This window comes from Phaeobacter sp. JH20_26 (assembly GCF_048056275.1).
GTDB lineage: Bacteria > Pseudomonadota > Alphaproteobacteria > Rhodobacterales > Rhodobacteraceae > Phaeobacter > Phaeobacter bryozoorum.
In genome coordinates this window covers 1-17605 of record NZ_JAYMWL010000008.1, presented here as the reverse complement: position 1 = coordinate 17605, position 17605 = coordinate 1, and the positions used below count along the sequence as shown (strand labels likewise).

Annotated in this window: 9 protein-coding genes and 2 pseudogenes; 8 read left to right on the top strand and 3 right to left on the bottom strand. The window is 58.6% G+C overall.

All coding sequences use genetic code 11. The features are described from left to right. Positions 1–40 precede the first annotated feature (40 nt). Positions 41–3694 (bottom strand): DUF2891 family protein, encoded by a 3654-nt coding sequence (locus tag VWY60_RS02645; RefSeq protein ID WP_416592463.1) that lies wholly within the window; start codon positions 3692–3694, stop codon positions 41–43. Positions 3695–4443: 749 nt separating this feature from the next. Between VWY60_RS02645 and VWY60_RS02640 the strand changes: the two are divergent. The 4 genes and pseudogenes from VWY60_RS02640 to VWY60_RS02625 all read left to right on the top strand — a co-directional run. After that, positions 4444–5177 (top strand): annotated as a pseudogene (locus VWY60_RS02640) (transposase); the annotation flags it as partial. 206 nt (positions 5178–5383) lie between these two features. Further along, positions 5384–6085, top strand: a complete 702-nt coding sequence (locus VWY60_RS02635; RefSeq protein WP_416539750.1) for a hypothetical protein — start codon at positions 5384–5386, stop codon at positions 6083–6085. Beyond that, the gene (locus VWY60_RS02630) at positions 6066–6608 is read left to right on the top strand and encodes a hypothetical protein (protein WP_416592462.1); all 543 of its coding nucleotides are present in this window, start codon (positions 6066–6068) and stop codon (positions 6606–6608) included. The genes VWY60_RS02635 and VWY60_RS02630 overlap by 20 nt, the downstream gene beginning before the upstream one ends. Beyond that, positions 6608–8602, top strand: a complete 1995-nt coding sequence (locus VWY60_RS02625; protein WP_416539748.1) for a chaperonin GroEL — start codon at positions 6608–6610, stop codon at positions 8600–8602. Before VWY60_RS02630 ends, VWY60_RS02625 begins: the two co-directional genes overlap by 1 nt. Positions 8603–9558: 956 nt before the next feature. On the opposite strand, the gene VWY60_RS02620 is transcribed toward VWY60_RS02625, so the two are convergent. Then, a complete protein-coding gene (locus tag VWY60_RS02620) occupies positions 9559–9816 on the bottom strand; it encodes a pyocin activator PrtN family protein (protein ID WP_416539747.1) in 258 nt (85 codons plus the stop codon). 280 nt (positions 9817–10096) lie between these two features. On the opposite strand from VWY60_RS02620, the gene VWY60_RS02615 reads away from it, so the two are divergent. After that, positions 10097–11290, top strand: coding sequence for a DUF932 domain-containing protein (locus tag VWY60_RS02615; RefSeq protein WP_416539746.1), 1194 nt, complete (start codon positions 10097–10099; stop codon positions 11288–11290). Between the two features lie 61 nt (positions 11291–11351). On the opposite strand, the gene VWY60_RS02610 is transcribed toward VWY60_RS02615, so the two are convergent. Further along, positions 11352–12500, bottom strand: a complete 1149-nt coding sequence (locus VWY60_RS02610) for a hypothetical protein (protein WP_416539745.1) — start codon at positions 12498–12500, stop codon at positions 11352–11354. Between the two features lie 196 nt (positions 12501–12696). Between VWY60_RS02610 and VWY60_RS02605 the strand changes: the two genes are divergently transcribed. The 3 genes and pseudogenes from VWY60_RS02605 to VWY60_RS02595 all read left to right on the top strand — a co-directional run bounded on the left by VWY60_RS02605 (position 12697) and on the right by VWY60_RS02595 (position 17259). Next, positions 12697–14826: a ParB/RepB/Spo0J family partition protein gene (locus VWY60_RS02605; RefSeq protein WP_416539744.1), complete on the top strand. Its 2130-nt coding sequence runs from the start codon at positions 12697–12699 to the stop codon at positions 14824–14826. Between the two features lie 97 nt (positions 14827–14923). Further along, a pseudogene (locus VWY60_RS02600) lies at positions 14924–15961 on the top strand (toprim domain-containing protein). 332 nt (positions 15962–16293) lie between these two features. Next, positions 16294–17259, top strand: coding sequence for a DUF2493 domain-containing protein (locus VWY60_RS02595; protein WP_416539743.1), 966 nt, complete (start codon positions 16294–16296; stop codon positions 17257–17259). Positions 17260–17605 lie beyond the last annotated feature (346 nt).

Genomic DNA, 17605 nt, shown 5'->3' with positions numbered 1-17605 from the left:
GACCGCAGCAGCTTTCGAACCCTGCCTGCCATTATCCCGATCAGAAGATGAAGTCTTCTTCCTCAAGCTCCTGATCGGACTGGATCGTCACCAGTCTGGTTCCCTCATCAAGCTCAATATTGAAACTGGTCTGCCCGTCAGAATGGCTCAAGGCTGCCATCAGGGCTTGGGGATCGGCGAAGAAAGATGTCAGAGCAGAGACATCAATCTGATCAGCGTCGCCGTTTTGCCCAAAGTCGGTGATCTGCACTGACCCGGTATCCGCCGTCACGGCAAAGACGTCGTTCCCTGCGCCGCCGGTCAGAACATCATCACCCGCGCGGCCATTGAGGATATCATCGCCGTCGCCGCCATTCAGGTAGTTGTCCGCATCGTCGCCACGCAATGTGTCATCGGCGCTGCCGCCCAGAATGTTTTCAATGCGGGTGTAGCTGTTGTGGTACTGATCCGTTCCCGTGTTGAGATCAATGTTGAAGCCATAGCCGCGAACATCTGAATTCGCGATGTCATAGGTATCGCTCCCCGCACCACCATCAAACACGTCGCCGGTTCCGTCGTCAAAACCCGCGCGCAACGTGTCGTTGCCGTGGCCGCCACGCAGGATGTCCTTGCCGTTGCCGCCGTCGAGCACATCGGCGCCATACCGCCCGGAAAGCGTGTCATTGCCATCGCCGCCATGCAGATAGTTGCGCGAGCCGTTGCCAAGCAACCGATCATTCGTATCGCTGCCCAGAATGTTCTCGATACCGGAGTAGGTATTGCCGTATTGATCCGTGCCATCCCGGAGATCGATATTGAACCCATAAACGCTGACATCGGAATTTGCGATGTCATAGGTATCTCTGCCCGCGCCACCGATAAAGACATCGCCGGTGCCATCGTCAAAACCGGCACGCAGGGTGTCATCGCCAGTGCCGCCGTCCAGGGTATCCTTGCCGCCCTGGCCGTCCAGCAGATCATCGCCCGCCCCTCCGGAAAGCAGATCATTGTCATTGCCGCCGATCAGGATATCTGCACCATCGCCGCCGGCGCCGGGCACCCAGTCATCAATCTGCGTGGTCAGGCTGCCATCCGGGTCAGCCACCGGCAGCTGCGTCGGCAGGTCGGCTGCAAAAGACGCGAAGTTCGGCAGCCAATGGCCAGGCCCGATGTTGGCGCCCATTTCCGCAGCATAAGTTTCGGTCCATTCCACAACATTCGAATAGGCATGATAAAAGGCCGGGTTCTCTGTTTCGGCAAACATCGCCCAATAGCCATAGGCCGAAGAGATCGCGATACCAGCCGAATGCGAAAACCCGACCCCCGCATCCAGACGTGCACCTTCGGTATCGAGCAGCTCTTGAAGCGAACCATCGGTGACGCTCTGCAACATCTGGGCATGGATGTCGTCAAACAGCGCCGTATCTGTTTCTCCCGCAATCACATGGGCATAGGCCGAGAGCGAAAGCGACGAAAAGAAATCGCCCTCATCAATTTCCGTCTCCCCGGATACATTCGTATCCGACTGAATTTGCTCAAATATCTGCATGTAACGCGCTTCAGCCGGTGCATCGTTCTGATGCTGGGCGTATTGGATCAGATTTGCGATCTGCCAGTTTGCATCGCCGTAGGAGCCCGTACCCGCATCGGATGTTCCGGCTTCAATGCGCTGGGACAGACGGGCCTCCAGTTCGGCGGCAAAATGATCACCGGCAGGTGCCAGGTTGTCGATGCCATTGTCCTGAAGCTTGGTGTCCAGTTTCAGCAGCCACGCCCAGCCATAAGGGTCGTTATGGGTAAGGTCGATTTCGCCCTGCACGTCCTCGGCGGAAAAACGGTCATCGGCAAAGGCCTGCAACCCGGCTTGATCACCTGTGGCCTCGTAGGCCGCAACATTGGCCAGATGGGCATGCACGCTGGAATGCCAGTCAACCGAGCCATTGAAAATCGGCGCTGTGGCATGACCCCGTGCGTCAAGATACCGCTCGGCCAACGCATCGAAGGTGGTCAACAGCTCATCATCGGCATCGCCATTGAGGTAATCCGTCTCCAGCACAGGATCACCCGGATCGGTAACACCGTCGTCAGGATCGGAGGTGTCTCCTCCGACTTCCTGCCAGGTGGCACCGGTTTCGCTGACAACCAGTTCCAGGTCCTGCTGGCTGACTTCGGCACCATTTGCATCGGTCCCGATGACGGAGATTTCATAGATATGGTCCCGGTCCAGATCCCAGACCTCTTCGTAATTTGGCGTGAACCAGCTCTGATAGGAGACATCGCCGCTGTCAGGATCAACCAGGAATATCGCGGCGTCCTGCTCCGTCAGCGTGTAGGTTACACCGGCAGCGTTATCTCCCTCCCAGACGCCTGCACCGGGGTCTTGCTGATCCGAGCCGCCGTTGCCAGGATTGGGGATGTCGCCAGTGGCGTCCTGCCAGGTGGCACCGGTTTCGCTGACAACCAGTTCCAGGTTCTGCTGGCTGACCTCGGCACCATTCGCATCCGTCCCGATGACAGAGATTTCATAGATATGGTCCCGGTCCAGGTCCCAGACCTCTTCGTAATTTGGCGTGAACCAATCCTGATAGGAGACATCGCCAGTGTCAGGATCAACCACGAATATCGCAGCGTCCTGCCCGGCCAGCGTATAGGTGACGCCAGTTCCGCCTGTGCCGGTGCCTGTGCCTGTGTCGACATCAGGCGGAGGTGTGTCGGGGCCTGTGCCACCGCTGCCGGTATCACCGCCGCCGAATTCGGTCGGACCTTCGCCGGTGTCGGTACCGGTCAAGGCGCCAGACAGCCCAAGATCCGCCGCCGTCAGGGGTGTTTGATGCTGGATCGTGATCACCAGCTCCCCACCGGTGACATTGAGGTTCAACGTGGTCTGATAGGGACCGAAGGTCATGCCGGACGACACCGCCTCCGCTGAACCATAGCCAGTCAGCTCCGACAGATCGATCATATCCGCAGCGCCATTTGCGCCGAAATCGGTGATCAACAGGCGGCCCGGCACGTCTTGGATCAGAAAGATATCGTCGCCATCCCCGCCGGAAATTGTATCGCTGTCGCCGCCACCGGAAAGCAGGTCATTGCCGCTGCCGCCGCTCAGCAGGTCATCACCGCTGCCGCCCAGCAGCGTGTCGTTGCCAACACCTGCGGTCATCGTGTCGCTGCCCGAGCCGCCTTCTGCATAAAACGACGAACCGGCCAGGGCGCCATCGACAATATCATCGCCCGCATCCATGAAAATCCGGTCGGAGTCTTCGAACGTACCGATGAACGCGATGTCGTTTCCGTTCCCGCCATGGATCTCATCATTGCCTTGGCTGCCGGCCAGCACGTCATTGCCGTCGCCGCCATAGACAGTGTCGGTGCCAATGCTGCCAATCAGATGGTCGTCACCACTGCGCCCAAAGATAAGATCATCACCGTCGCGGCCAAAAACATGGTCATTGCCCGCGCCTGTGTCGATCACATCATTGCCGTATAGGCCCTCGATTTCGTCATCGCCGTCACCGCCTATGAGGGTATCGTCGCCGTGTCCCCCCCGCAGCGTGTCATTCCCGCTGCCGCCGACAAGTGAATCATTGCCCGCATCTCCGATCAGGCTGTCGTCGCCCCCCAGCCCAACGAGCGTATCCGCGTCCGCCGTGCCCATGATCGTGTCTGCGTTGACTGTTCCTCTGACGGGGTTCACCGGATTTACTGGCATCATCTTTCCTTCGTACAACGGAAATCGTGAATTAACGGATTTCAAATCGTCTAGCACGAAAGCAGGGCATCAATAGATTTATGGAGAAAATTGGGCCAAATTGCCCGGAAATGGTTAATAATAATGATCAATGTTTAGCTAAATTTTTCTAGAAAACCCGGACTGTTTCCAGAACGCGCTCAATCCATTTGATCGGCCCGAGCTGATCAGTCCGCTTTCGTCGTCAGGGGCAGAACAGATGGGGACAGTGGCTTAGCAGCGCTTGCAGGCGGGTGCTGGAACTTTGGGTGGAAACAGTGCTACACGGCGCCGTCGGTGCTACAGTCTGTAGCGCCGCACCCGATAACGGGGCTGAATCGGGCCAGATCGAGGGAAACGGTGACAATGGAAAACTCGAAAAACCAAGAAGAAAAAAGGTTTTCCGAAGTTCGGAACGCGGCGCGTCTTTCCGTGGCTCCCATGATGGATGGAACAGGCAGTTCGAAATTTTCTTATTTATGTAAATACTTTGCGGGCCCAAAATAGCCATGTTGAAAAAATGTTGTAGCTATCGGGCTCTTGTTCAGGAACGCTCCACTCCCCTATCAATACAAGCGCTCTCGTTATCATGTGCGTTGCCCGCTTGATCGCTGTCCACGGCGAGAGGCGTAGTCGGATCGCGCGTGTTCCAAGCATCTTCGGCCATGCAGATTTTTCACGGGGTCATCACATATGAAAAAGGCGGAAGCGGTGCGCGCATCATGTCAGCTTCCATCTGGACCAACAGTGTCTACCTGCATGCGCGGATGGAGGTGCGGGCCGAGTGCATGCTGGTCATTCTGGGCGCCGCGCCCAAGGGCAAGAATGAGCTGGTCAGCTTGCACGTCGACGTGCGCGAGAGCGCCCAGAGCTGGCGCAAACTACTGATCAACATCAAGGTCCGCGGCCTCACGGTTCCGCCGGAGGTCGACGTGGAGAATGGGGCGATGGGGTTCTGAAAGGCGGTCAAGAGGGTTTTCCCGGCACGCGCCACCTACGCTGTTGCGTCAAGATCGCCAATGTCCTGAACACGTTCCCGAACTCGATTTAGCCTGCGGCGAAGGCCGACTTGCGCGAGATATGGGAGGCCGGAAGTCGCGCCGTGGCAGAAGCCGCCATGGACATCTTCGCCGAGAAATACTGCGCCAAATACAAGAAGGCCGTGACCGGCCTGACGAATGACCGGGAGGCCTTGCTCGCGTTCCACGACTACCCGGCCGAAAGTTGGGATCAACTGCGGACAGGCAACCCGATCGAGAGCGTGTTCGCCACCGTCCGGCATCGGACCTTCCGCACCAAGTGCGCGCTGACGCAGAAGACCGCGAAGCTGATCGTCTTCAAGCTCCTACAGGCCGCCGCGAAGACCTGGCGCCGCCTGGCGGGCGCGGAAAAGTTGCCTCGGGTCATCGAAGGTGACCCATTCACCGATGGCGTCGCCGCAAACGACACCGAGAACCGCGCCGCCTGATCAGGCCGCGTCACCCAAAATCCAGCATAGCTCCACTCCTTCCACATTTAAATGTTGACGGAAGCAACCCCGATCCAGTCTACTTACTCTTGTCATGTACAGCGGAGTGGCGTCGATAGCGACACAGCGTGCAAAAAAGTCCCGCACCTGTTCTGATCTGAAGAGCAATAACATGGCCGGATCATCCTGCAAAAGAACAACAACATATGAGTACTCTTCGACATTTTTTTTCCTTGCGAGCGTCCGGAGATTTCCGCGTAGGTGACATTTTACTTCTCATCCTTTTCGCCATTATCGGCTTGCAAGGATACGCAAGATTTCCAGCATATCGTCTTGTATTGGAAGATATTAGTGCGGTGCCGTTTACTTGGACTATAGCCATCGCAACGTTCAATTACCTGCTAGTCCACAAGAAAATTAGGATATGCTATATAGCTGATCTAGAGGCTTACTTGGTAGCGGCTATTTTATTCTTTCTGCTGTCTATATGTCTTCATGCTATATTGTCTGCAGGCGTAGCAGACTTTAACTTTTTTTCGAAGCCAGCTCTTTTGTCAACTCAAGCAGGCTTGGCAACACTTCTTTTGATTGTTCAAGGATGGTTCACATTCTCACCGGACCTATCCAAGGTTCGGCACAGAAAAAAAGATTTGGACAGGCTGCTTGGGCAGATCGCGACTGGTCGGGTCGACACTGAAAAGGACAAACGAAAAGCTCAAGAAATTTGCCAAGATCTTATCGCCGATCTTAAAGCAAGTATCAGTGGTGTTGGCGTATCAGAGGAGACCAGATCCCGTCTGGAAGGACTTGATGCCTACTACTCTAAAGTGAGTTCTATACTGAGAAAGCCAACCGGAGCACTAAAGAATGATGTCAAGAAGCTAATAGGTGATCATCAAAATGGATAAGGAGTTTTTCACAATATTCATAGTCCCAAGCCCAAAGGGTTCTTCTACTGGAGGTGAGAAGTCTGAATTGACAGGAGACTTTATTCCACCGCCAGTAACCAACAAGATACCACCACCTACTCGTCAAATACACTTGAGAGTCCCTACGTCATCCATTGGTTCTTTTTTCGATGAAGACTTGTCTGAAGTCGTCGGGTTGGTGTTTCGTGGAGATACAGTGTTCTTTGATGGCGCTCCTTCCATTGATAACTTAAAGAACATTCATGCGGCTACAAAGAAGCTGGCATTGCGAAGCAAAATCGCAGATATGGGTGGCGCAGTGGTGGGAATCTATTTGAATGGTCGCGGGCACGAAGAGTGCTATCAGGTCTATGCTAGTTTTCGTGAGGAAATCGAGGGTAGGGAAGGTGTCAGTGTTTTCGACGTCTTTGGTGACGAAGATGGCCTGAAGATTTTTTTAAGAAATGCCCAGTATCGTTCAGCTTCTTTTGAAGAAGCTCTTGCTTTGGAAGAGCGAAGCTAGTGGCTGCAAAGGACGTCAAATTCGACACCGATGCACGCAATCGCATGCTTAAGGGCGTCAACATCCTCGCCGACGCGGTCAAGGTCACCCTCGGTCCCAAGGGCCGCAACGTCGTTCTCGACAAATCTTTCGGCGCCCCGCGCATCACCAAAGACGGTGTGTCCGTGGCGAAAGAAATAGAACTGGAAGACAAGTTCGAGAACATGGGCGCGCAAATGGTGAAAGAAGTCGCCAGCCGCACCAGTGACGAAGTAGGCGACGGTACCACCACCGCCACGGTTCTGGCCCAGGCCATCGTCCGCGAAGGCATGAAGGCGGTTGCCGCCGGCATGAACCCGATGGACCTGAAACGCGGCATCGACATGGCGACGTCGAAAGTCGTCGAGGCGATCAAGGCGGCGGCGCGTCCCGTCAACGATTCGGCCGAAGTGGCGCAGGTCGGCACGATTTCCGCCAACGGCGAATCCGAGATCGGACGCCAGATCGCGGATGCGATGCAGAAGGTCGGCAACGAAGGCGTCATCACGGTTGAAGAGAACAAGGGTCTGGAAACCGAGATCGAAGTTGTCGAAGGCATGCAGTTCGATCGTGGCTACTTGTCGCCTTACTTCGTGACCAACACGGACAAGATGACTGCAGAGCTAGAAGACTGCATGATCCTGCTACACGAAAAGAAGCTCTCCTCTTTGCAGCCGATGGTATCACTCCTCGAGTCAATTATTCAAAAACAGAGACCCCTTCTTATCCTAGCTGAAGACGTGGAAGGCGAAGCGTTGGCGACCCTTGTGGTTAACAAGTTGCGCGGTGGCCTAAAAATTGCCGCTGTCAAGACCCCAGGATTTGGCGAGCGACGTAAGGCCATGCTGCAGGACATCGCGATCCTGACTGGAGGCCAGGTGATCTCGGAAGACCTCGGCATGAGGCTTGAGTCAGTCACCTTTGACATGCTCGGTTCGGCAAAGCGAGTTGAGATCACAAAGGACGAGACAACCATCATCGATGGGGCAGGCAGAAAGGCAGAGATTGAAGCGCGAGTTTCAGAAATCCGGACGCAGATCGAAGGCGCAACGATCCGTGAAGAAAGGGTGACAAAGCTGTCTGCAATTGAGATAATAAAAGCTGCTCAGAGCGAACAGCCTTCAGATACTAGCCTCATTTTCGAACAGTTTTTGGCCGACACTCCCGAACGAGAAGCTTTTGTGAAAGAAATCGCACAAGCCATCTTCTCGGGAGGAACTGATGTTGTTCCAAGTGGTTTTATTGCCCGAGGTAGAATGGCCGGCTTCACGGCCAAAGAACTAGAGGGTATCCAAGACTTCTTGTGGCGTATGCGCAATGAGGCTGTAGCGGCTCTCGCCTCCAGACCAGATAGCTTAAGGCGACGCGATACTTTCACTCGGCACATTAAAGGGGCTACCTCCGACTATGATCGCGAAAAACTACAAGAACGTGTCGCAAAGATCGCTGGCGGCGTCGCTGTGATCCGTGTGGGTGGCATCACCGAAGTAGAAGTGAGAGAGCGCAAGGACCGTGTCGATGACGCGCTGAGCGCGATCCGTGCGGCCGTTCAGGAAGGTGTCGTCGCAGGTGGCGGTGTTGCCCTAGTGCATGCGGGTAAGGTACTTGACGGGTTAGAAGGTGCTAATAGCGACCAGAACGTGGGCATTGCTATTGTCCGGCGGGCAATAGAAGCACCTTTGCGTCAAATCTCTGAAAACTCTGGCGTCGACGGTTCTGTTGTTGCAGGTAAAATTCGAGAGAGCAGAAATGCCTCCTTTGGCTACGACGTACGGATCGATGAGTATGGCGATATGTTCAAGTTCGGCGTCATAGATCCAGCAAAAGTGGTGCGTACTGCTTTGCAAGACGCAGCTTCCGTGGCTGGCTTGCTGATTACGACCGAAGCAATGGTGGCAGACAAGCCTACGAAGGGTACCGGGGCGTCCACTGGCGGCGGGATGCCCGACCTGGGCGGTATGGGTGATATTGCTTGATATTCCTCGATCAACGGAACAGCAGAGGCACTCAAACTCGAGAGATTTTGAGGTACAAGCACATTCTGCTGACCTGCTCCCCGCCGATCACATGCCGATTTTCCGGCATATCCAGCTTCATATATTGCTACATGCCGTCGAAATGCGCGCGATGCATTGGATGTCGATAGAGTGCTATGTTGGTGGTTTATCCCGTAGACTATAGGTTCAAAGCACTGGACGTATTGGAGCCGCCGCGAATGGCCGGTTTTAATGGCCTCAACGCAGAATGATTGGTTCACGACGAAAGGCATGTTTGGGTCGTTTCGTGTTCGTTCAGCAAAACGACCAAAGGATCGTATAGGCCGCATCTCGTTGAAACTCTGGCGACCTGGTGCCAAGGGCGGCAAGATTGCGCGTAAGCTTCTGAATCTAATGCAAAAGTTTGTATGGGGGTGTTGGCCTAGCGACAGCGTCGCGTTCCCTTTGCGACAAATCTGTAACTTGATCGAAAACGGACTCGAATGGGCAAGAAACGGGCTTGAAACATGGTCTAGCGAAACGGCCCGCGCTGCTATAGGTGTCTGGAATGGAGAGAAGATCGCAGATTATCGTACCATGGCGTATGTCTTGCGCACCTATGATGGATTGGACCAACGGTTCGAAAAGTCTGTTATTTTTCAGTTTCTTGAGGTCATGTTGTTGCTCGTGTTGTAAATCATGTTGTAAGTCCGTCCCGGTCATGCGCGCAAAAAGTAGGCAGAAAATCTGACAGGCCATCGCCTGATAGTTCCATTTTCGGATTTAATTTCAGAGGTTTGGGATAGGGCTGGAAGGCTTTTGCCCAGTTTTTCACCTAAGAAGCTCTGGTCAGCTGGATTGGACGGATCGATGCGGTGACAAAACCCCTCGCCAGATCACGTCTAGAGGGTGTTTTTGGGCAACTGAACGGCCCTCATTTGAAGAGCTGCAGGCCGCTACTTGAAGGCGTCCCGCTCGCACAGCGCGACCTCGCGACGCTTGTCGAGATAGGTGGCTAGATCCGACAGGTGGACGCCCTTCGCGCTCTTCTGGCTGCGTTCCGATCGCACCAAGGGCAGATCAATCTCACCGGAACTGACCTTCCTGAGAAACTTCGGCAATGTCAGATGGGAAAAGTAGTCCTTGCAAACCGTATCGACTGGCACGACCGCGCGGCCATCATATTGAGCCATCAGAAGGAAAAGCGTGTTCATCGGTCAGTCTCGGTGGTTTCTCTGCTCCACATCCTCGCCTCAGCCACGTTCTCCATCAATGCGAGCGGGCGGCGGCGTTTGGCGGGATGAGGGACCTTGATCGTGAAAAGGGCGGCAAGCGGCGGCGGAAGGGGGGAAGAAATAGGACAGAAGGCGATCAAATCGGCGGACTTCCTGCGGACGTTCACCGGTTTTCCGAGAGTCAGAGGCGGGCAGGGAGGGCCGTGATGGGTTGAAGGCTGGAGGAGAGGCCTCCGGCGCCCGTCGCGGAGGTTTCCCAATGAATACCGAGATTATCGATGCCGGGCGTGACATGAGCGGCGGCTACAAGGTGGATGTGTCGCGCGGCACGAACGTGGACCGCGTGTCGTCCGAATGGTTCTCGCGACCGGATGACGAGCGGTATCTGTCGCTCGACGACCTTTTCGCTTCGGTCAAGGGCCGGGCGGGGCGGAGCCGGACGCGCACGGTGGAGAGTGCGGCGATCCGGGTCGAGGCCAATCGCGACGATCCGGAGAAGCTCGGCCTTGTCCTGCCGGGCACGGATGAGCCGGTTGCGCCGACCCATTGGTCCTTCGGCCAGCTCTCGAGCCTCGCCGGTGCGCCCGCAGCCTATCTGCGGCAACTGCCCGCGCCGCTGGCGGGGATCAACCTGCAGTACGGTCTGACCAACCACCGGGCCGAACAGATCAAGACGATGGAAGTCGCAGATGGCCGCACGGAACTGCGCGCGGTGACGGGCCCCGACTACGGCCGCATCTACGACCATGAACTGGTCTCCGCCGTGCAGCGGATCGCGGGCAACGGCATCGGCGACACGCGCTGGAAGGTCCCCGGTGTGCTCGACTGGTCGACCGGCATCTACAACCCGCGCGTGGATGTGACGAAGGAGACGACGACGCTCTACGCCTCGGACCGCGACGTCTTCCTGTTTCTCGTCGACGACCTGAACCCGATCGAGGCGGGGCTGCTGCTCGATGGCTCGCCCGACCTTTATTTCCGAGGGTTCTATTGCTGGAACTCGGAGGTGGGTGCCAAGACCCTCGGCATCGCCAGCTTCTATCTCCGGGCGGTCTGCCAGAACCGCAACCTCTGGGGCGTCGAGGACTTCCAGGAGATCACCATCCGCCACTCGAAATACGCCGCCTCCCGCTTTGCCCATGAGGCCGCGCCTGCACTCAGCCGCTTCGCCGAGTCCTCGCCCACGCCCTTCATCGACGGCATCCGCGCGGCGCGGGAGAAGATCGTCGCGCGGTCGGACGAGGACCGTCTGGACTTCCTGCGCAAGCGCGGATTCTCCAAGGCGGAGACGGGGCGGATCGTCGAGACGGTGCTGGCCGAGGAAGGCCGCCCGCCCGAGAGCGTCTTCGACTTCGTGCAGGGCATCACGGCGGTCGCCCGGTCGAAGCCGCAGCAGGACGCGCGGCTGGTTATGGAGGGGAAGGCGAAGGTTTTGTTGGAGAAGGTACGCTAGGAATAGAGCATGCGCGCGCCTTCCTTTTCAAGTCGCGCGCAGTCCTTCAATTCGTGATCCATCAAAGCCAGTAATTCGGGACAGCCCGCCTTGCAGGAACACCGCGTTTTTCAATCTTTGCAATCGACATCGCGATAGACTTTGCGGTTCCGTCCTGCTTTTTCCCGAGTGTACTCATTTTTCTAGCGCCGCCAGCGACAGCAATTCCGAGGCCAGCGGTCCCGGCCGCCGCTAGTGGTCCGCCCCAATGTGCACCTAGCGCCGCAAGACCGATAGTTGAAGCCGCTTCAAATGCGAATAGAGTTCCAGCGGTGAAGCGCTGGCGGCCAATTTGTCGCTTGATGCTGGTTAGTTCGTCGTCGATGTGATTTCGCGCATCTTCCAGACGTTCCAGAAGAGTTTCTTGATCTTTCACCTCCAAGTCCAAATTCTGTTCTCTAGATATGTCGTCCAGATATCGCCAAACCAGCCGCCGAACACCCTCATATTCCTGATGGATCGAAAAGAAGTCACGGATATTGCTGCTTCCGACATTGTTCGGAACAAACAAGTCCATAGCGCTCTGGAGGAGCTTAAACCGATCCGCGCGATGCGTCTGATCACCGTCGAAGAGGTGATTTACATAGTTGATGCCACCGAACGTAATGCTCGGGAGACCGTCAACGATTGAAGCCTCACGCGCCATTCTCGCCAGAACGAAATCTGCCAGAACGGGATGACACAAAACACCGTTGTGCTCGATCACGTCACCAGTCTCTGGATTTCTAAAATGCCCCACGCGCATGGCCATTCCGTCAGTGAAGAAAATGTCGCGGAAATTTGGAGGGAATTTCTCCTCGGCAACATACTTCCAGCCCTTTTGTGACCAACGCATGGCTATCTCATCGTCTTGACCAGGACTTACGTGGCCGTACTGGTCGAAGTGGATTGGGGTCAGGTCTCCCTCTTGTTCAGTGTCTTCAACCAGCTTGGCAATAAGGTTCTCTGTCGCCTGCGCTACCCCATCTTTGTCCATCCACCCTGAGTAGCGGTATGTAGGATCTTTCATTTCGATCAAGCTGTCGTCGTGAGAAAGAACCTCTTCAACGTGTTGGCGACGCTGTACCCCGAATTGATCAACATTCGGAACAATCAGAGAGACTTTGTCGCTGAATAAAAGGAGCGAACGCAGCCTTTCTTGGCTTGGTGTATAATGCGGATAATAAAGCATGATCTCAATTCCTGAAATTGCACTGGCGGGCCAACAGCGCACCGTCTCTAGCTCCACTCTAAGGTGATTTCTTTGCGGCGGAAACACTGCATTCCTGTCCGGAAGCGCCCAAGAGTGAGAGGGTGGCCGGGTTTTCCGTGACGGGTTTGGAGGTCGGGAGAGAGGCTCCCGGCTGGCCTGTCGCGGAGATATCCCGATGACCAAGCAACAGAAGATCACACTCAGCGCCTCGCGCGACATCCCCTTCAACAAGCTGATGCTCAGCCAGTCGAACGTGCGCCACGTCAAGGCGGGCGTGTCGATCGAGGAACTGGCCGAGGACATCGCGCGGCGGACGCTGCTCAGCTCCATTACAGTTCGGCCCGTGCTGGACGAAAACGGTGCAGAGACCGGCATGTACACGATCCCTGCCGGCGGGCGGCGGTTCCGGGCGCTCGAACTGCTCGTCAAGCAGAAGCGCATGAACAAGACAGCACTTGTCCCCTGCATCGTGCGCACAGACGGGCTCGCCGAGGAAGACAGCCTCGCCGAGAACGTCCAGCGCGCGCCGCTGCATCCGCTCGACCAGTTCCGAGCCTTCCAGGCGATGCGCGAGAAAGGCCGCTCAGAGGAGGAGATCGCCGCGGCCTTCTTCGTCTCGGTCAGCGTGGTCAAGCAGCGGCTGAAGCTCGCCGCGGTCGCGCCGTCGCTGCTCGACGCCTATGCCGAGGAGGAGATGACCCTCGACCAGCTCATGGCCTTCACCGTCAATCCCGATCACGCGCGGCAGGTGCAGGTTTGGGAGACGCTGCAGCGGCACTATTCGCGGCAGCCCTACGAGATCCGCCGCATGCTGACCGAGGGTGCGGTGCGGGCCTCGGACAAGCGGGCTCAGTTCGTCGGGCTCGACGATTACGTCGAGGCCGGGGGCGAAATCCTGCGCGACCTGTTTCAGCAAGACGATGGCGGCTGGCTGCAGGATGCCGCCCTGCTCGACGTGATGGTGCGCGAGAAACTGGCCGAGGAGGCCGAGGCGGTCCGCGCCGAGGGCTGGAAATGGGTCGAGGTCGACGCCGAATTCCCCTACGGCCACACCTTTGGGATGCGCCGGGTTCATGGCGAGGCGGTGCCGATGAGCGACGAGGAGGCTGCCAGCTACCAGGCGCTGAAGGCCGAATACGACGCGCTCGAGGCCGAGCATGCGGAAGCCGACGAGTTGCCCGACGACGTCGATGCCCGGCTGGGCGAGATCGAGGAGGCGATGGAGGCATTCGAGGCGCGCCCCATCCGGTTCGAGTTCGAGGATCTGGCGCTGGCCGGGGCCTTCGTCAGCATCGACAGCTCTGGCCGGCTGCGCGTCGAGCGGGGCTACGTGCGGCCCGAGGATGAGCCTGTGGAAGAGGTGGAGGACCTCGGCGAGGTCGCACCGGAAACGGCGCCGGTCGAGGACGCCGATGACACCGTCGCGTCTTCCAAGGACGAGGAGGAAGAGGATGACGGCCTCAAACCGCTCTCCGACCGCCTCGTCATGGAACTGACGGCCCATCGGACACTGGCGCTGCGCAACGCACTGGCCCAGGACCCGCAGGTCGCCTTCCTCGCGGCCCTGCACGCGATGGTCCTGCGGCTCTTCTACCGCTACGCCGTCGACAGCTGCGTCGAGATCGAACCGCGCAACGCCGGGTTTGGATCGCAGGTGCCGGGCCTCGGCGACACGGCCTACGCGCGGGCCATCGACCAGCGCCACGAGACGTGGGCGCGGAACCTGCCGAAGGCATCCGAGGACCTCTGGGAGGCGCTAACCGAATTCGACAGCTGCAGTCGCGAGGCGCTCTTCGCCCATTGCGTGGCGATGAGCGTCAATGCCGTCCACGATCCCTACCAGCGCCGACCGCGCGCCATCGCGCATGCGGATGTGCTGGCCGGGACGGTCGGGCTCGACGTGGCAAAGGCGGGCTGGACGGCCACGGGTGACAGCTACCTCGGCCGCGTGACCAAGGCGCGCATTCTGGAGGCCGTGCGCGAGGCAAAGGGTGAGGACGCCGCCGACCGGTTCACCGGGCTGAAGAAGGCCCAAATGGTGACCGCCGCAGAGGACCTGCTCTTGGGCACCGGCTGGCTGCCCGAACCTCTGCGCACGCCGCCGCTGCCGGAAGAGGACGCACCGGAGATCGAACTGGTCGACGAGGCGGACCGCTCCGACGATGACCCTTCGGAAGACGATCCCGACAGTGGCGAAGCGCAAACGGCGGAAGACGGCGGCGAACCGGCTATCGGAGACTCCGACCCGATGGAGGAAGATGATCCCGTCGCCGGTGACGCCTTCGCCAAGACAGTCGCCGAGTGACCTACGAGCAGCACGGGACCTTCCCCCAAGGTCCAAATTCAGGGGCCCGTCAGTCATGGCGGGCCCCTGATTGCGTCTAATCCTCTTGGAGACCGCCATGACGAGCCCCGCCACCGAGCTTTCGCACCAGCTTTCCCAGAACGCCGAAACGGTGTGCCGGCACTATCTGTCGAACGGCCGGAAGCAGGGTCATTACTGGCTGGTGGGAGACGTTCATAACACACCGGGCCGATCCATGTTCGTTCGGCTGTCCGGGCCACTGTCCGGCAACCGTGCCGCTGGAAAATGGACCGACGCAGCCACGGGACAGCATGGCGACCTGCTCGATGTCATCCGTGAAAGCTGCGGGCTGGTCGACTTCAAGGACGTTGCCGATGAGGCCCGACGCTTCTTGAGCCTGCCCTTACCTGATCCAACCCGACAGCATTCTCCACATTCACAGCCACCAGCTGCCACCGGATCTCAGGAGGCGGCACGACGCCTGTTTGCAATGGGTGTACCGATCCGCGGCACTCTGGTAGAAGCCTATCTGCGCAGGCGTGGCATCGGAGCGCTTGACCAAATGCCAAGCCTGCGGTTCCATCCCGCCTGCTTCTATCGGCCCGAAGGCGGCGGGCCGATCGCGCGGCTTCCGGCCATGCTGGCCGCCATCACCGATCTCGAAGGCCGCCAGACCGGGACCCATCGCACCTGGCTGCGGCCGGACGGGAGCGCCAAGGCCGATATCGACACACCGCGGCGCGCGATGGGCGCTTTGCTCGGGAACGGGGTGCGGTTCGGCGCGCCCGCAGACGTGCTCATCGCGGGCGAGGGGATCGAGACGGTTCTTTCCGTGCGCTCGGCCCTGCCTTAGTTGCCCGCCGTCGCGGCGCTGTCATCGGGACACCTGGCCGCCATCCGGTTTCCCGCTGGCCTGCGGCGGCTCTACGTGTTGCGCGACCGTGATCCCGCAGGCGCGGCGGCAAGGGATCGACTGGAGGCGCGCGCAGCCGAGACCGGGATCGAGGCGCAGACCCTCACGCCGCGACTGGGCGACTTCAACGATGATCTCCGGCGCTATGGGCTGGCGGCCTTGCAAGCGCGGTTTCGGCTTCATCTCCACGCCAAGGACGCCGCGCGGTTCGTGCCGGTGTGACAGGGCGGCAATCGGGCTGGCGCTGTACGGCTCACAGCATCGTTTTCGCAGGGGCATCCCGCGCGCGGTTCCCATCCACGGGAAAGGCCGGCGCGCGCGGCCTTCTCAGAGGGCAGGAGGCCCACAATCGGGACGGCCCGGCAATGGCCGCGCTCCGGCTATTTTCCGCCGCGCCCCGTTGGGGCGCTTTGCATCGCGAGGCAAAATAGCCGGGCTTGGCCATCAAGGCCCTCGCGAAAGGCTCGGGCTGCCCGGCCGCTCCGCCCGTGGGCGCGTTCCTGCCACGAAGGCCGCGTGTGGCGCGCGGCTCCCCCCGAGGAAGGAACCCGCAGATGACCCTCGATCCCGAAACCGATGCCCACGAGCCCCATCACAGCACGTCCTCGACCGCCCATGTCCTGACCGAACTCCAGCTCTACGGCTGGCGCCCCTACGAGGATGAACCCGATCCGCGCCCCTTGCCCGAGGGCAGCCAGATCGCCGGTGCCGTCGCCGATATCCTCGACGCCCTTGTCGCGACGCTCGGCGATACACGTCTCGAACCCGATCTCGACGAACTGCTCTGGGGCGCGGTCAACCTCTTCCATCGCGCACTCGCCCGGGCCGAACGGCAACTCGACGACAACGAACAGGCGCAGCGCCGCCTGCAACGGGAACACGATGGCTCCGAAGTTAAATCCCTGGAACTCGAACGCCTTCTGGCCGAGGGGCTGAGCATGGTCGAACGGCGCACGGCGCTGGAACTCTTCCGCGACCTCGCAGCCGAGGGCTTCGAGCATCACCTCGGCAAGCCCTGGCATCCGCGGACCGGCTCGCGCGTCAGCCATCGCAACCTGACCGCCGCGATGATCGACAGCCGAGATTTCATCGCCGCCCGCTGCCGGGCCGAAGCGCAACTGCTTCTGCCCGAAGGCCCAAAGGTGGCCGTGACCGGCGGGACGGACTTCAACGATCACCGCCTGATCTGGGCGCGGCTCGACCGGGTCCATGCCAAGCACCCGGACATGGTGCTGCTCCACGGCGGCTCACCCAAGGGCGTAGAGCTTATCGCCTCCCGCTGGGCCGATCACCGCAAGGTGCCGCAAGTCGCCTTCCGGCCCGACTGGACCAAACACGGTCGCTCGGCCCCGTTCAAGCGCAACGATGCGATGCTGGACGTCCTGCCGATCGGCGTGCTGGCCTTCCCAGGGTCTGGTATTCAGGAGAACCTCGCCGACAAGGCACGAAAGCTGGGCATCCCGGTTCTGCAGCATGAGTGCGATGCTAAGAAGCCGACTCCTTCGGTAAGGAATGTATAAACAATGGCCAAGCTAACACTTCGCGCCAAGCGGCAAACAGCACTCACCTTCGGTCGTACTATGGTCATGGACCCGTTACTCGGATTTTTCTTCGATGCAAGACTGAAAAATTTGATGTGATCTGGCGGCACTTATGTATGAATGCGCCTTGTATTCAGGGAGATCGAAGCAACTGCGGACGTGATCGCCGGACTGCTATGCAGATGGAGGCGAGAAGAGGCGAGTGAGCACGCCCTGTAGCTTGATGGAAAGGGTTTTTAGTCGAATGAAGCGACCAAATTTCAGGCTAAGAGCATCACCAAATTCTGCGAGCCGATATTATGAAGTTTTGGTGAAGGTTGTTGCT

Bases quoted from the DNA above. Each gene is read 5' to 3' on its own strand.
- VWY60_RS02645 (WP_416592463.1), bottom strand. From the start codon at position 3,694: ATGATGCCAGTAAATCCGGTGAACCCCGTCAGAGGAACAGTCAACGCA.
- VWY60_RS02635 (WP_416539750.1), top strand. From the start codon at position 5,384: ATGAGTACTCTTCGACATTTTTTTTCCTTGCGAGCGTCCGGAGATTTC.
- VWY60_RS02620 (WP_416539747.1), bottom strand. From the start codon at position 9,816: ATGAACACGCTTTTCCTTCTGATGGCTCAATATGATGGCCGCGCGGTC.
- VWY60_RS02615 (WP_416539746.1), top strand. From the start codon at position 10,097: ATGAATACCGAGATTATCGATGCCGGGCGTGACATGAGCGGCGGCTAC.
- VWY60_RS02610 (WP_416539745.1), bottom strand. From the start codon at position 12,500: ATGCTTTATTATCCGCATTATACACCAAGCCAAGAAAGGCTGCGTTCG.
- VWY60_RS02605 (WP_416539744.1), top strand. From the start codon at position 12,697: ATGACCAAGCAACAGAAGATCACACTCAGCGCCTCGCGCGACATCCCC.
- VWY60_RS02595 (WP_416539743.1), top strand. From the start codon at position 16,294: ATGACCCTCGATCCCGAAACCGATGCCCACGAGCCCCATCACAGCACG.